Annotated in this window: 15 protein-coding genes; 7 read left to right on the forward strand and 8 right to left on the reverse strand. The window is 60.5% G+C overall.

Translation table 11 applies throughout. The annotated features are described in order from the left end of the window. Window positions 1–32: 32 nt before the first annotated feature. From NW827_RS01310 to NW827_RS01325, 4 genes are all read left to right on the forward strand, one after another. Window positions 33–614 carry a hypothetical protein gene (locus NW827_RS01310; RefSeq protein ID WP_414362695.1) on the forward strand — a complete coding sequence of 194 codons (582 nt, stop codon included), beginning with the start codon at window positions 33–35 and terminating at the stop codon, window positions 612–614. A gap of 51 nt (window positions 615–665) precedes the next feature. Then, entirely contained in the window at window positions 666–980 is a 315-nt protein-coding gene (locus NW827_RS01315) for a DUF3181 family protein (RefSeq protein WP_414362694.1), read from the forward strand. Continuing rightward, the gene (locus NW827_RS01320) at window positions 968–2,032 is read left to right on the forward strand and encodes an S-layer homology domain-containing protein (protein WP_414403763.1); all 1,065 of its coding nucleotides are present in this window, start codon (window positions 968–970) and stop codon (window positions 2,030–2,032) included. The genes NW827_RS01315 and NW827_RS01320 overlap by 13 nt, the downstream gene beginning before the upstream one ends. Window positions 2,033–2,163: 131 nt before the next feature. Next, on the forward strand, window positions 2,164–2,733 hold the full coding sequence (locus tag NW827_RS01325; RefSeq protein WP_414362692.1) for a photosystem I assembly protein Ycf4: 570 nt from the start codon (window positions 2,164–2,166) through the stop codon (window positions 2,731–2,733). A 76-nt stretch (window positions 2,734–2,809) separates the two neighbouring features. Here NW827_RS01325 and NW827_RS01330 read toward each other — a convergent pair whose 3' ends face one another. The 7 genes from NW827_RS01330 to NW827_RS01360 form a co-directional block, all read right to left on the reverse strand. Continuing rightward, entirely contained in the window at window positions 2,810–4,381 is a 1,572-nt protein-coding gene (locus tag NW827_RS01330; RefSeq protein WP_414403764.1) for an NAD(P)H-quinone oxidoreductase subunit N, read from the reverse strand. A gap of 119 nt (window positions 4,382–4,500) precedes the next feature. Further along, the gene (gene gvpJ, locus NW827_RS01335) at window positions 4,501–5,763 is read right to left on the reverse strand and encodes a gas vesicle protein GvpJ (protein WP_414362690.1); all 1,263 of its coding nucleotides are present in this window, start codon (window positions 5,761–5,763) and stop codon (window positions 4,501–4,503) included. 67 nt (window positions 5,764–5,830) lie between these two features. After that, window positions 5,831–6,310: a peptidylprolyl isomerase gene (locus tag NW827_RS01340; RefSeq protein WP_414362714.1), complete on the reverse strand. Its 480-nt coding sequence runs from the start codon at window positions 6,308–6,310 to the stop codon at window positions 5,831–5,833. Window positions 6,311–6,551: 241 nt separating this feature from the next. Next, entirely contained in the window at window positions 6,552–7,007 is a 456-nt protein-coding gene (locus NW827_RS01345) for a phosphate-starvation-inducible PsiE family protein (RefSeq protein ID WP_414362689.1), read from the reverse strand. A gap of 40 nt (window positions 7,008–7,047) precedes the next feature. After that, window positions 7,048–7,209: a DUF2256 domain-containing protein gene (locus tag NW827_RS01350; protein ID WP_414403766.1), complete on the reverse strand. Its 162-nt coding sequence runs from the start codon at window positions 7,207–7,209 to the stop codon at window positions 7,048–7,050. 41 nt (window positions 7,210–7,250) lie between these two features. Further along, the gene (locus NW827_RS01355; RefSeq protein WP_414403767.1) at window positions 7,251–8,885 is read right to left on the reverse strand and encodes a CTP synthase; all 1,635 of its coding nucleotides are present in this window, start codon (window positions 8,883–8,885) and stop codon (window positions 7,251–7,253) included. A 42-nt stretch (window positions 8,886–8,927) separates the two neighbouring features. Then, window positions 8,928–9,437: a hypothetical protein gene (locus tag NW827_RS01360; RefSeq protein ID WP_414403768.1), complete on the reverse strand. Its 510-nt coding sequence runs from the start codon at window positions 9,435–9,437 to the stop codon at window positions 8,928–8,930. A 170-nt stretch (window positions 9,438–9,607) separates the two neighbouring features. Here NW827_RS01360 and NW827_RS01365 point away from each other — a divergent pair, with 170 nt between their 5' ends. Together NW827_RS01365 and NW827_RS01370 are read left to right on the forward strand one after the other, a co-directional pair. Beyond that, on the forward strand, window positions 9,608–10,630 hold the full coding sequence (locus NW827_RS01365) for an aldo/keto reductase (protein WP_414503246.1): 1,023 nt from the start codon (window positions 9,608–9,610) through the stop codon (window positions 10,628–10,630). A 41-nt stretch (window positions 10,631–10,671) separates the two neighbouring features. Continuing rightward, window positions 10,672–11,415 (forward strand): HAD family hydrolase, encoded by a 744-nt coding sequence (locus tag NW827_RS01370; RefSeq protein ID WP_414366372.1) that lies wholly within the window; start codon window positions 10,672–10,674, stop codon window positions 11,413–11,415. Between the two features lie 8 nt (window positions 11,416–11,423). On the opposite strand, the gene queA is transcribed toward NW827_RS01370, so the two are convergent. Beyond that, window positions 11,424–12,617: a tRNA preQ1(34) S-adenosylmethionine ribosyltransferase-isomerase QueA gene (gene queA, locus NW827_RS01375; RefSeq protein WP_414503247.1), complete on the reverse strand. Its 1,194-nt coding sequence runs from the start codon at window positions 12,615–12,617 to the stop codon at window positions 11,424–11,426. 113 nt (window positions 12,618–12,730) lie between these two features. On the opposite strand from queA, the gene NW827_RS01380 reads away from it, so the two are divergent. Beyond that, window positions 12,731–13,411, forward strand: a complete 681-nt coding sequence (locus NW827_RS01380; RefSeq protein ID WP_414362682.1) for a Mo-dependent nitrogenase C-terminal domain-containing protein — start codon at window positions 12,731–12,733, stop codon at window positions 13,409–13,411. Window positions 13,412–13,484: the final 73 nt, after the last annotated feature.

The raw sequence follows: 13,484 nt of genomic DNA on the forward strand, positions 1-13,484 counted from the left end.
AGCTAGCTTGAAGGAAGACCGAGGAGGGCAGGGTGAGCACAGCAATCCGCCGGGCTTGGGGGCTAGCCATTTGTCTTTGGCTGGGCAGTCTGGGATCTTGGGCAGCCCAGGCAAATCCCAGGGGTAACCCTCTGGCGCACCCCTCTCCCAGTCCCTTGAAGTTTGCTGCCCAGCCCACCCCCCCGCTGGCCAGGGCGCAGGCTTCTACCCCAAAAAACCAACCGGCTGCTTCTGAGGTAGAGCTCTCCCCTTTTCCCGATTTCCCTCTCCTCAAAAAGTTGGAGCCACTCCCACCAACTTCAACCCAGCTGGGCATCGATTGGGCTCAGCTGCCCCTCCTGCCCGATCCCCAGCTGGCAGAAGAGATGGATAGGGAGTTCAGCCGCCGCTTGGCCCGCCTGAACCAGCAGATTGCTAGCCAGCAAGACCGCCTCTACCGCCTTTTGCAAACCTGGGACTCCGACGAAGAGGAGATCCGCCAGGTCCAGGCCCAACTGAGTCAGTTGCGCCTCGAGCGGGATCGCTTAGCTCTGGAGCACCTATTGCTGCTGCGGCAGTTGCAGGAGAACTTTGCCTTGCCTCTACCGAGTCGCTCTGCCGCCACCTCTCCGTGAGGTGGGAGCAGGTTATGATCGGCAGAGGGCAACCCCTGACGGAGCTGAGCAATGGCCCAAGTGCCCAGCAACCCAGAGATTGAGCAATTGGCAGCTGCCATTGGCAAGGAAGTTTACATCGATGTAGCCCGGTGGCACCTTTACCTGCGGGATGCCCACCTGCATACGGTTTTGGCAGAGCGACTGGCTCCCCAGGTGATGGCAGGCAAGGTGGACGAGAATGCTGTTACCGAGGTTTTGCAAGGGATCCCAGTAAAAGTGGGGGGTGGGCGCAAAGAGCTGCCTCTAGCCGATCTGCTGCCCATGCAAAGCCTGCTCAACCTGCTGGATGTGCTGGAGGAGTTCAGCCGCAAATGGGCTCAGTAGAGCGGGAGAAGACGCTGCAGCAGCAAGGCAATCCTAGGCGGTCTGGGCGATCGCTGTCTCCAGCCAGCAGCTGGCTCAAGGGTGGAAGCTTTGTCCTGCTGCTGGGGCTGGTGTCGGCCTGTCAGGGAACCGAGTGGGGAGAGCGGCTGCAACGAGCGGTGCGACCGATGGGTCTGTCTGCCTCTCCCTCTGCAGATCAAGCTGAGACGCCTTCGCCTTGGATCGCTCCTACAACTCCCCCTGCTGCCTTCACGCCTCTGCCCAGCCAGCTCAGCAGCCGCTTCACGGATCTGGAGCCCGGATCCCTGGTGGCCCGCTCGGTCTATTACCTGGATCAACTGGGGGTCTTTGCTGATATTGGCGGCAGGGAATTTCAGCCCCAGCGCAGTGTTCGCCGCGGCGAATTTGCCCGCTGGTTGGTGCTGGCCAACAACGCCATTTACGCCGACGAGCCCAGCCGCCAAATCCGGCTGGGACCTGCCAGCGAGCGCCCCCTCTTTTTGGATGTGCCGGAGGAGGATCCCAACTTTCGCTACATCCAGGCCCTGGGAGCTGCCGGCATCGTTAGCGGAGACGCCAACCGCGAGTTTCGTCCCAACAGCCTGCTGTCGCGAGCCGAGCTCATCCGCATGAAGGTGCCTTTGGATTTGCCGCCTGGGCAGATCAAGGGATCCCGATTAGAGCTGGAGGAGCGTTGGGGCTTTACCGATGCGGCGCAGATCCCTGAGGAGGCGGTTGCTCCCCTGGTGGCAGATCGCAGCCTGGAGAATGCCTCCACCGTGTTGCGCACCTTCGGCCCCATCCGTACCTTTAACCCCTTCCAGCCGGTCAGCCGTGGGGAAGCGGCAATTGCCCTGTCGGCCTTTGGAGAGCGGACAGCTCAGGAGGCGGTAGCCCAGCTCTCGGCCCTGCCAAGTCCAACGCCTGCAGCCGAAACTTCTCCGCCGGCAGCCCAGCCGGAACCCACCTCTCCTACCCCTGAGGGCGAGCCTTCCCCCAGTGAACCTCCGGCAGTTACCCCAGGGGCAGGGGAAATCGTTACACCCCGCTAAGGGATCCCAGGCTTTAGGAACCGAGAGGTCGAAAGCCCCTAAGGAGAAAGGCTCTGTTGCCCCTCCCTAGGGCAGGGCTTCCCGCCTAATAATGATGGAAGAAGCTAGCTTTGGAGAAAGGGATCCCGTCTGTGGCTGCAACCATTCCCGAAATTCGCTCTGAAGACCTGCTGCGCTACACCGTCATTGGCTCGCGGCGGCCCAGTGTTTACTTTTGGGCAGTGGTCTTGACAGCGGGGGGTCTGGGCTTTACCCTGGCTGGTCTTTCTAGCTATTTCCACCGCAATTTGCTTCCCTTTTCCGATCCCGCCAGCCTGGTGTTCATTCCCCAGGGCATTGCCATGCTCTTTTACGGCCTGCTCGGATCCCTGGCGGGGCTGTACCAATGGCTAAGTTTGTACTGGAACCTAGGGGGCGGCTACAACGAGTTCGACCGCCGCACCCAAAAGATAACGCTGGTGCGGCAGGGCTTTCCGGGCAAAAACCGCGAGGTGCGCCTAGAATACGACTTTGCCGAGGTGCAAAGCCTGCGGGTAGAGCTGCGAGAAGGCCTCAACCCCCGTCGGGTTATCTACTTGCGGGTAAAAGGACGCGGCGACATCCCCCTCACCGGTGTGGGTCAGCCACCCTCTTTGGCCGAGATCGAAAACCAAGCAGCCGAGATCGCCCGCTTTCTCAATGTCAGCCTAGAAGGTATTTGAGGGGGGATCCCAGCAGTCGACTCAGCAAGCAAAACCCCCCTCTCCCTTAGGGAGAGGGGCTGGGGGTGAGGGAGCTCTAGTAGCTCGGCAAAGCTGCAGAGCCCGCAACGGTCAGAGAAGGGCTAGCTGGCTCTGGAGCAAAAGCCTGGGCTGTCGGGAACCCCAAAAACGGACTTTGCTCTACTGCCTGGATGGAGAGAGTAAACAGCGGATTGGAGAGAATGCCAGCCAAGATGGTGGCCACCAGCGTCAGCACCATGCCCACCCGCAAAGCCGGCATGCCTTCGGCCTGCCAGTCGGTCTCGGGGTAGTTTTGCACCGAAAGCGACATTTCCTGCGGCTCTTTTACCACCATGGCTTTCACCACCCGCACGTAGTAGTAGATGGAGATGACGCTAGTAACCAAGCCCACCAGCACCAGCGTGTATTCTCCTGCCTGCCAGCCAGCCCAGAAGAGATACAGCTTGCCGAAAAAGCCCGCCAGCGGCGGCAATCCGCCCAGAGAGAGCAGACAAATGCTCAGGCAAAGGGTGAGGAAGGGATCCTTTTGGTAGAGGCCGCTGTACTCGTTAATCTCGTCGGTACCCGTCTTCAGGCTAAACAGGGTAACGCAGAGAAAGGCCCCCAGGTTCATGGCCAAATAGACCATTAGGTAAAAAATCAAGCTGGCGTAGCCCGCTTCAGTCCCTGCTACCAACCCAATCAAAACAAAGCCCGCCTGCCCAATGGAAGAGTAGGCCAGCAGTCGCTTGAGGCGGGTTTGGGCAATGGCCACCACATTCCCCAGCACCATGGTCAAAATGGCCAACACCGAGAGCACCGCCCGCCACTCTTCTGTCATTGCCGGGAACACAGTGGCGAGAAAGCGAATGGCCAGGGCAAAGCCTGCCGCCTTGGATCCCACTGACAAAAAGGCCACCACCGGCGTTGGGGATCCCTCATAGACATCGGGCGTCCACTGGTGGAAGGGCACCGCCGCCAGCTTAAAACCAATGCCGCTAAGGCAGAACACCAAGGCAAGGATCCCCGCCAGCCCAGCATTGGCCAGGTGTGGTGCAATAGCTGCCAGCTGCGTCTGACCTCCTGAAAGGCCATAGAGCAGCGACATGCCATAGAGGAAGATGGCTGTGCTGCTGGCCCCGATCAAGAGATACTTCAGCGCTGCCTCTGAAGAGCGCGGATCCCGCTTGGTGTAGCCGGCCATCAGGTAGCTGGCGATGCCTAGCGTTTCCAACGAGACAAACACCATGATGAGATCGGTGGCCCCTGCAAGGAACATTCCCCCCAAGGTGGCCGTGAGCAGCAGCACATAAAACTCACCGGTGGGCGCTCCCGCCTGGGCAATGTAGCGCTCCGCCATCATCACCGTCAGGGCTGCCGTTACCACCACTAGGCCCCGGAAGAGAATGCTAACTGGATCCGCAGCAAAGCTGCCCAAGAAGCTCTCCAACTGAGGCTGCTGCCATTGCAACACCAGGGTTACCAAAGCCCCGATCAAGCCAAAGAGGGAGAGGGCGGGCAGACTTTTGCGGGCTGCTGACCCGCCTACTAAATCCACCACCAAGACAATCAACAGCGTGAGGGTGACCACCACCTCCGGCCAAATGGCGCCAGCATGCAGGTTTCCAGTTGGGGCAAAGACATCCATAGGAGAAGACTATGAAGAGAGATTAACGGGATCCAAAGCCAGCATACCGCGATTTCTGGATTCTCTAGCTTGCTCCTGGCATCTCTTCTCCCAATCGTCTCCATTGACCCTCCCTGGGTTTAATAAAGCTTGGCGCTGGAGGTGAGGACCAGTTTTAGGCGGGCATGGATAAGATTCAAGTCCGCCAAGCCCAGGTCGATCTCGCCGTCGATAACAATCCCGGTGTTAATTAGCCGATCCAGGAGTTCCAGCAGGGATCCCTCGCCGTCAGGCTGGCCGGGGTAGTAGTCTCCCTGGCGGGGCAGAAGGGTGCCCAGATCCCCTAGATCGAGGTTGAGATCCGCTGGATCGATCTCCAGCAGGGCGCAGAGTTGCCGAATTTGCTCTCGCAGAGCTTGCAGGCTGCTGCCAGCCCGTTCAATTTGCTCGGGCGAAAGGCGATTGGCTTCCATTTGGCGTACCACTTGGGCCTCCATCAACTGCCGCAGCAGCTCCACCAAGGTCAGCACCAGCGAGGCCAGGCCGGCTTCCGGGCGTTTCCGGCTAGGGGCGAAGTCTTCCAGGCTAGCCGGGCTGATGGCAAGGGGGGGGGAAGGAGGAGGCGGGGCCAACCACTGCTCAAAGGGCTGGAAGAGCTGCTCTAGGCTAAGCAAATGGAGACGGGGATCCCGAGCGGCCGCTTCCCGCTCCTCGGGCAGGTTGTAGCCCCACTCGGCTAAAAACAAGAGCACCTGCTCCAGTTCTGGTACACTCTGCACCTGGCGCAGCGTCTGCAGGCGATCCTCAACAAACCAGAGCTCCTCAGGCGCTACCTGGGTCGCTGCTAGCAGCCGCTGGAGGGTGGTGGCCTTGGGGGCGCGTACCTCCTTGCCCAGGATGCGGTGGCGTGGCAGCTGGATCCCCTCGCGGAGCAAAAGCTGCTGAATGAAGCGCCCCTCCTTGGTACTGAGAATGGCCAGGCGCGGCTCGCCAGCAGCCTGGATCTGGCGCATCCAGGCCGTTACTCCTGGATAAAAGCGGTGCAGCCCCAGCCAGCCTTGGAGATCCTCTGCCAGCCAGCGATCCCGCACCTCATCCAGGGCTTGGGCCAAAGCCCGCTCGGAAACCCCCGCCTGCTGCAACAACCGCTGCCGCCAGCCGGGCCAGTCTTGGCGCAAAGCGTCCTCTGGGATCCCTTGCTGTAGCCCCCACAGCAGCAGAGGCATCTCCCAGCCAATCTCGATTAGGGGTCGCAGGCGGTCGAAGGCAGGGCGCAATAGCTCCAACTGGGCAGGGGCTAAACCCCACACCTGGCCACAGACGCGACAGGAGGAGGCAAAATACTCCAACCGCCCGTCGCAGAGCACGCCGTCAAAATCCAGAACTAGAATACGGGGGGACATTCGCGGGGGCCTAGCGAACTCCATACCTAAGTCCCCCATAGAGCCTGTTTCGCCGGATTGGCCCAACCTAGTTTGATTCCGAGATGCGAACAGACTTGATCACAACCGGGTTCAAGGGGCGATCCTGAGGGCCCGTGGGCGCCGTGGCAATTTTATCCAACACCTCTTCCCCCTCAATCAGTTGCCCAAAGATGGTGTAGTGAGGAGGCAGCGGGTAGTCGGCATGCATAATGAAGAACTGGCTGCCATTGGTGTTGGGGCCAGCATTGGCCATGGCCAAAGTCCCTCGCGTGTAGGGGCGCCGCACCGGCTCATCGGGAAAGCGGTAGCCTGGCCCACCTCGACCTGTGCCAGTGGGATCCCCGCCCTGAATCATGAAACCCCGAATGACCCGGTGAAAGATGACGCCGTCGTAGAAATGATCCCGGGCCAAGAAGACAAAATTGTTGACAGCAAGGGGAGCTTCCTGCGGGAACAGCTCCAAAACCATCGTGCCGGCGGTGGTCTCCAGCGTGGCCGTGTAGGACTTGGCCGGGTCGATGACCATTGGCGGAGGACTGTTGTAGGTTTTCACGGTTTTGCCCAACTGTTGTGCTAGGAGCAAATCGTAAGAAGAATGCGGACGGGCCAGAGCGGGAAGAAAGCCAGATCCCACCCAAAGCAGCACCGCCAGCACAGCTAGCTTCAACAGGTGGGCAACCCCCGAGGGCACACGCATCTCTCTTGCCAGAAAGCTCCGCCCCTATCCTATCAGGATTTGTCCAGGCCCGCCCTTCGCTCGACAGGGATCACGGCTTGGCTCGTCGCACCAGCCAGTAGCTGACGGAGAGGGCTAGCGTCGCTGCTGCCAGCCCAATGAGATCCAGGCCCCCCAGCTTCTCAAAATCGAAAATAATGATCTTGCGCGCCACTGCGATCAAAGAAGTCACAATCACCAGCTCTACCTGCACCACCTGCTTTTGCAAGTAGGCGGTAATGTTCTCCAGAATCTCCAGCGCAATCAAAATATTTAAAAAGAGGCCGAAGATCTCGATCAAAGTGGTAGAGAAAAACCCGATTGGCTCCTGCAGCAGATCAGCTACCAGGAAGCGGGTCAAATCCACCACAGCCACCCCAATCAGCCCAATCATCAAGATAGAAAGCAGCTTCGAGATCAGGCTTTCTAGGCGGATAATGGCCCGCAGAAAGGGATCCTCCTCCTCCGTTTCGTGGGGATTGTGCAAGAGCCACTTGAGAAACCGCATGCCACCCCCCTTTGACGACCCCATTATCTGCCCCAGACGTCTAGGAGGACCGGGATCCCTTGGGGCGATGGTTGCGACACCGCTCAGAACAGTATTTCACCTCCGGCCAACAGTCGGCCCACTTCTTGCGCCAGGTGAAGGGCCTGCCGCAGGTGAGACAGATTTTGCTGGGCAAATCCGACTTTTTTCGGTGGCGAGGCATAGCGCGCTGGAAACGACAACTCTTGAATTAACCCCAATGCCCTAGCCCGTGTTCTGCAACTGCAGGGCTTGCGGCCGGGAACGGCTGCGCAGGGCGGCCTCGATCAGCCCCAAAAAGAGGGGATGGGGGCGGTTGGGGCGGGAGCGAAATTCGGGATGGAACTGGGTGGCAATGAAAAAGGGGTGGCTGGGCAGCTCGATGATTTCCACCAGGCGGTTATCGGGTGAGACACCGCTGATGACGTAGCCGGAGTCCAAAAACAGGCTGCGGTAGGCGTTGTTGAACTCATAGCGATGGCGGTGGCGCTCATAGACAATGGTTTCCCCGTAGAGCTTGGCCGCCAGGGTGTTGGGCAAGATGCGGCAGGGGTAGAGGCCCAGGCGCAGGGTTCCCCCCAAGTGCTCCACATCTTTCTGCTCTGGCAACAGGCTGATGACGGGGTGGGGGGTGTCGGGATCAAACTCGTAGCTGTTGGCCCGCTCCAGACCGGCAATGTGGCATCCCCAGTCGATCACCGCACACTGCATGCCCAGGCACAGCCCCAGAAAGGGAATGCCCCGCTCGCGCACGTAGCGGATGGTGGCCACCTTGCCCTCGATGCCGCGGCTGCCAAACCCCCCCGGCACCACCACGCCGTCCACACCGGCCAGCAGGGCTGCCGGCCCCTGCTCCTCAACTTCTTCAGAAGAGATCCAGCGCAAGGTAACGCCGGCATTGAGGGCCAGGCCCGCATGGCGCAGGGCTTCCGCCACTGAGAGGTAGGCGTCGGTGAGGCGCACGTATTTGCCGACAATGGCAATCTCCACTTGCTCTTGAGGGTGGTGCAGCCGCTGCACCAGGAGCTCCCACTCCCGCAGATCCGGCTGCTGCGGCTCCAGGTTGAGGATCTCCAAAACCCGCTGCGCCAACCCTTCCTGCTCTAGGATCAAGGGCACGTCGTAGATGCTGGGGGCATCCTGCGCCTGGATGACACATTCCACCGGCACGTCGCAAAACTCGGAGATCTTCTCCTTGAGGCCGCGGGGTAGGGGCTGCTCGCAGCGGCACACCAGCACGTCCGGCTGAATCCCAATCGAGCGCAGCTCCTTGACCGAGTGCTGGGTGGGCTTGGTTTTCATTTCCCCTGCCGCCCTGATGAGAGGCACCAGGGTCACGTGCACGTAGGCCACGTTGGCTCGGCCCACGTCTTTGCGAAATTGGCGGATGGCTTCCAGAAAGGGCAAGGACTCAATATCCCCCACCGTGCCTCCCACCTCCACCAGCACCACATCGGCGTTGGTCTCGCGGGCCACCCGCCGGATGCGCTCTTTGATCTCTTGAGTAACGTGGGGGATCACCTGCACTGTGCTGCCCTGGTAGTCGCCCCGCCGCTCCTTGTAGATCACCGCCTGGTAAATGGCGCCGGTGGTGACGTTATTGAGCTTGGACATGTTGGTGTCGGTGAAGCGCTCGTAGTGGCCCAAGTCCAAGTCGGTCTCGGCGCCATCGTCAGTAACGAACACTTCCCCATGCTGGTAGGGGCTCATGGTGCCGGGATCCACGTTGATGTAGGGATCCAGCTTCAAAATTGACACGGTGTAGTTGCGGGACTTGAGCAAACGCCCCAGGCTGGCCGCTACGATCCCCTTGCCAATGCTGGAGACGACTCCGCCGGTGATGAAGACAAACTTGGTCATACCCCGGGTCCCTTGCCCTTTTTTGATTATGGCAGGGATCCCTTAGGGCCGAGAGCGGATGGGGCCGTTGTAGAGGATGGTGGTCTGAAAGGTGCGCCGATCCACCCGCACCTGGGTTTCGATGCTGGGCTGAGTAAAGCCAGGCTCGCCGCCCCGGAAGGTGAAGATCCAGGCATCTGCAAACTCTTCAAACGGTGCATCGATGGCTGCCCCGTGCATAGAGGCCTCGGCGCGGTAGCGCTGCAAGCCCCCGTTGGCAATTTCAGCCGCTTGGCGGGCTAAGTTCTTGGCTCGGTTGAGATCGCGGAAGTAGCGGCTAATCTCCTCAAAAGTCCCCGTCGGCAGCGGCCTTGGCCGGGGGGATGTCGTCGGTACAGGCCGGGGATCCGGCACAATCGGCAAGGTGGGAATATCCTGGCTGGGGGGCAGCGGGATAGGAGTTCGGGAAGTTTCTGGAAAAAGGGGCGTGATCACCTGTGCCTGCGCAGACAGCAGGGATCCCCAGATTAGAACGCTGCCCCCGGCCAGGCAGAGAGGGAAAATGGACTTCATCGGGCCATTCCGGTGGGAATCTTTCAATCCCCACTCTACTGAGCCTCTAGTTAGAAAAGTAGAGGCAAAAGCCCGGCCTCCTTTTCCACCAGCAGCTAGGCGCAACCGGCTTTGTCTTCTCCCGGCGCCTGTTAGCATCCTGAAACCGGATCCTCTTTGCAGAAGTTGCCATGGAGTTTGTCACGCTTGCCGAGACAGGTCTAAAACTTAGCCGCGTGGGGTTGGGCACCTGGAGCATGACCGGGGATTGGTGGGGGCCAGCAGACCCTGAGGAGGCCTATGCCACCCTCCGCAAGGCTATTGACCTAGGTATTACCCTCTTTGACACAGCCCCGGCCTATGGCCGCGGCCTTTCGGAAACGCTTTTGGGACGGGCCATCCGGGATGCCGGCTGCCGGGATCGCGTGGTCATTGCCACCAAGGCCGGCCTGCAGTGGACTAACGGCAAGGTGGTGCGCAACTGCAGCCTAAGTTGGCTAGCTCAGGATCTGGAAAACTCCCTTCGCCGCCTGCAGACGGAGGTGATTGACATCTACCAGGTGCATTGGCCAGATCCCCTAGAACCTTTGGAGGAAACGGCCGCCTTTTTCTACCGCCTGCTGCAGGAGGGCAAGATCCGTGCCATTGGGGTGAGCAACTTTTCTCCTCAGCAGATGGAGCGCTTTCGCCAGGTGGCTCCCCTGCACACCGTCCAGCCGCCCTATAACCTGTTTGAGCGCCAGATTGAAGCGGACGTTCTGCCCTACTGTCGGGCTAACGGCATTGCTACGCTGATCTACAGTCCCCTCTGCCGGGGACTGTTGGGGGGACGGCTGACGCCCCAAACCAAGTTTCCGCCTGGAGATCTGCGCGGCGGCATCGATCCCAAGTTCGTGGAACCTCGCTACTCCCAGTACTTACAAGCAGTAGAAGAGCTGAGCCAGCTGGCACGGGAGCGCTACGGCAAAACCCTGCCTCAGTTGGCGGTGCGCTGGCTCTTGGATCAGCCGGGAGTGAGTGCAATCCTGTGGGGAGCGCGCAAACGCCAGCAGTTGGATGACCTAGCCGGAGTTTGGGGCTGGTCGCTGGAGGCGGAGGCAAGGCAGGCCATCGACGAGATCCTGCATAGGCACGTCCCCGAATCCATTCCCCCCAGCTTCATGGCTCCTCCTGCCCGCGCAGGGATCCCAGCTTCTCGGAATTGTCCAGAGTGATCCTAAGGATCAAGCAAGAGAAGGACGGAAGAGGTTCTCCTATGGCGCTGCAAGGGGTGATCCTAAGCTGGAGCGGCATAGTGGCCGACGATGAGGGGCTGCACCTCTCCGCCATCAACCAGGTGCTGCTGGAGGAGAACTTGCGTCCCTGGGATCTAGGATCCCCTGCCCAAAAGGAGCTCTACCGGCTGCACTACCTAGGCCGATCCGATCGGGAGCGCCTGCCCGCCCTTTGGCAAGCCCAGGGGCGGGTGCTCAGCCCCAAGCAGCGAGAAGAGTTGCTGCACCGCAAGGCCCTGTACTACCGGCAGGCGTTGCAGGAGCAGAAGGGATCCCTTCTTGTCCCCGGCTTGGTGGAGACTCTAGAGAGGCTGGAGCGGCTGCAGCTCAAGGTGGGCCTAGTGAGCGGCCACGCTGCTGCTGAGGTGGAGGCCTTTCTAGAACGCTTCCCCTGTCCGCTCCTGGCCCAGCTGACCGACCATTTCCGGTACCGTGTGACCGGCGAGGAGATGGATCCTGACCTGGGTTCAGGGCAGCTGCACCGTCTGCTCCTAGAGCGGATGGGGCTCTCCCCTCAGGAGTGCCTGAGCTTTGAAGCCACCTACGCCGGCATGCAAGCAGCTCGCTCCCAAGGGATCCCGGTCTTGGCCCTGGCCACTTTCTTTCCTTTGCACATGCTGCAGCGGCGGGCCAACTGGGCAGTGGATGGCTACCCCCAAGTGGAATGGGAGCGCCTCCAGAGGTGGTTTGCCACTGGCCAAGACCGGCCTGCCCAAGCCGCCTGAGGATCCCCTTAGGGCAGGATCAGCATGCCGTCCCCAAAGGAATAGAAGCGATAGCCCTGCTCAATAGCCTCTTGGTAGAGATCCAGTAGCCTCTGCCGCCCAATCAGCGCTGCCACCAACATCATTAGGCTGGAGCGGGGCAGGTGGAAGTTGGTGATTAGGCCCTGCACCACCCGCCAGCAGTAGCCAGGGTAGATGAAGAGGTCGCTCTTCCCCTGCCAGGGCTGCAGGGTGCCGGAGAGGGCTGCCGTTTCCAGCGCCCGCACCACGGTTGTTCCCACGGCAATCACCCGCCTTCCCTGCGCTTGGGCTGCCCGAACGGCAGCTACGGTTTCCGCCGGCACCTTGAGCCACTCGCTGTGCAAGTGGTGGTCAGTGACTCGTTCTGCCTCCACGGGGCGGAAGGTGCCTAGGCCAATGTTCAGGGTGATGAAGGCGGTTTGGATCCCCTTTTGAGCCAAGCGCTCCAAGAGCTGGGGGGTAAAGTGCAGGCCGGCGGTGGGGGCGGCCACTGAGCCTGGTTGCCTAGCCCAAACAGTTTGATAGTCTTCAGGTCGGACTCCCGCCTCCGCCGGATTAAGGGTGTGGGCAGCCTTGATGTAAGGGGGAAGCGGGATCCGCCCCACCCGCTCCAAGATCTTCTCAAAGGGATCCGCTCCTTCCCAGGTAAACCGCATCACCCGGCCACTGGTCTCCGCATCCACAGCAAGTACCGTGCCCATCAGTTCCGCCGGGGATCCCTGGTGATCCCAAAACCGGATCTGATCCCCCACCTTGACCCGCTTGCCTGGTCTAACCAAGACCCGCCAGATTTGCTCCTGCTGGAAGGTGTTAGCTGGGATCCCTGGCAACTCAGGCTCCAGCAGCAAAACCTCTACCCGTGCCCCAAAAGAGTCTTTTCCCGGCAAGACCTTGGCTCCCCACAGCCGGGCCGGAATTACCTTGGTGTCATTGAGAACCAGCAGATCCCCGCTCTGCAGGTAGTCAGGCAGGTCGCAGAAGCGGCGGTGCTCATGCCTATCTGGGTACACCACCAACATCCGCGCTTGATCCCGCGGCTCCACCGGTTTTTGCGCGATGCGGTCAGGAGGTAGAGAGTAGTCGTAGGCAGCAGTTAGGAGATCCGGGTTGGACTCTTCAACGCTCCCTGCAAGGGGGCCGGGTTGAGCTGGACCAGCTAGGGGTGGAAAAGGATCCGTCATGACCAAAAAGAGGTTTCCCAGACTTCAGGATCCAGCCTAGCCCTCTGCTCTGGGCTGGCTATCTCCCCCTACAGCCTTTGTAAAATGGCGTTGGCTTCTTGGGGAGCTCCGCTATGGCCAGCCATTCCATGCCTCCTTCTGCGAGGGAGTGCTCACCGCAGCAGGCAAAAGTGTGGCTACAAGGGCTGCTGGGCATTGCCTGGGCCGATGGAGAATATAGCCCCGAAGAGCAGCGACTCATTGAAGATCTCATCCGCTCCGACTGGCCAGAAGTGGAGGGGAAGGATCTATCCCCCCTATCCCCGGAGGAGTTGGCAGCCCAACTGCAACCGGAGCTGCGGGAAGATTTCCTACGTACGGCCGTGATGACCGCCATTGCCGACGGCGTGTATTCCAAAGCAGAGGATCGGCTCCTGCAGCGGTTTGCCGCCGCCTTGGGGCTGGAGCTACCCCAGCTCCATCTGCTCAAAACCACCTTGGTCGACAAGGGTTCTGCTGCGCCTTCCCCAGGAGGTGCTCCAGCCGAGAGCGGTTACACCGACCTTTTGGCTCCCTTGCGTTCCTGGCTGGACGGGATCCAAGTCCGCAATCCCCAGGTGGCCCGCTTCCTGTGCCGCCTGATCCCTGCCCGGTGTCCCTTCGAGCGGGATGTGGTGCTGTTTGGCCGCAAGGTGATGCACATTCCCCCCTTGTGCAAACTCAACCCCCTCTACGACCAGGTGGTGGCCCTGCGCTTCCGCGCTCTCTCTTTTTTGGCAGAACGCGGAGAAGATATTAGCCAGTACATAGGATAGCTGGGTGGCCCCGTACTGTAGGGCGGGGCGGAAAAGCCCGTAAGCAGCTTTGGTTGCCAACCAAAAATGCGGC

The sequence above is a fragment of the Synechococcus sp. H70.1 genome, assembly GCF_047502705.1.
Classification (GTDB): domain Bacteria; phylum Cyanobacteriota; class Cyanobacteriia; order Thermostichales; family Thermostichaceae; genus Thermostichus.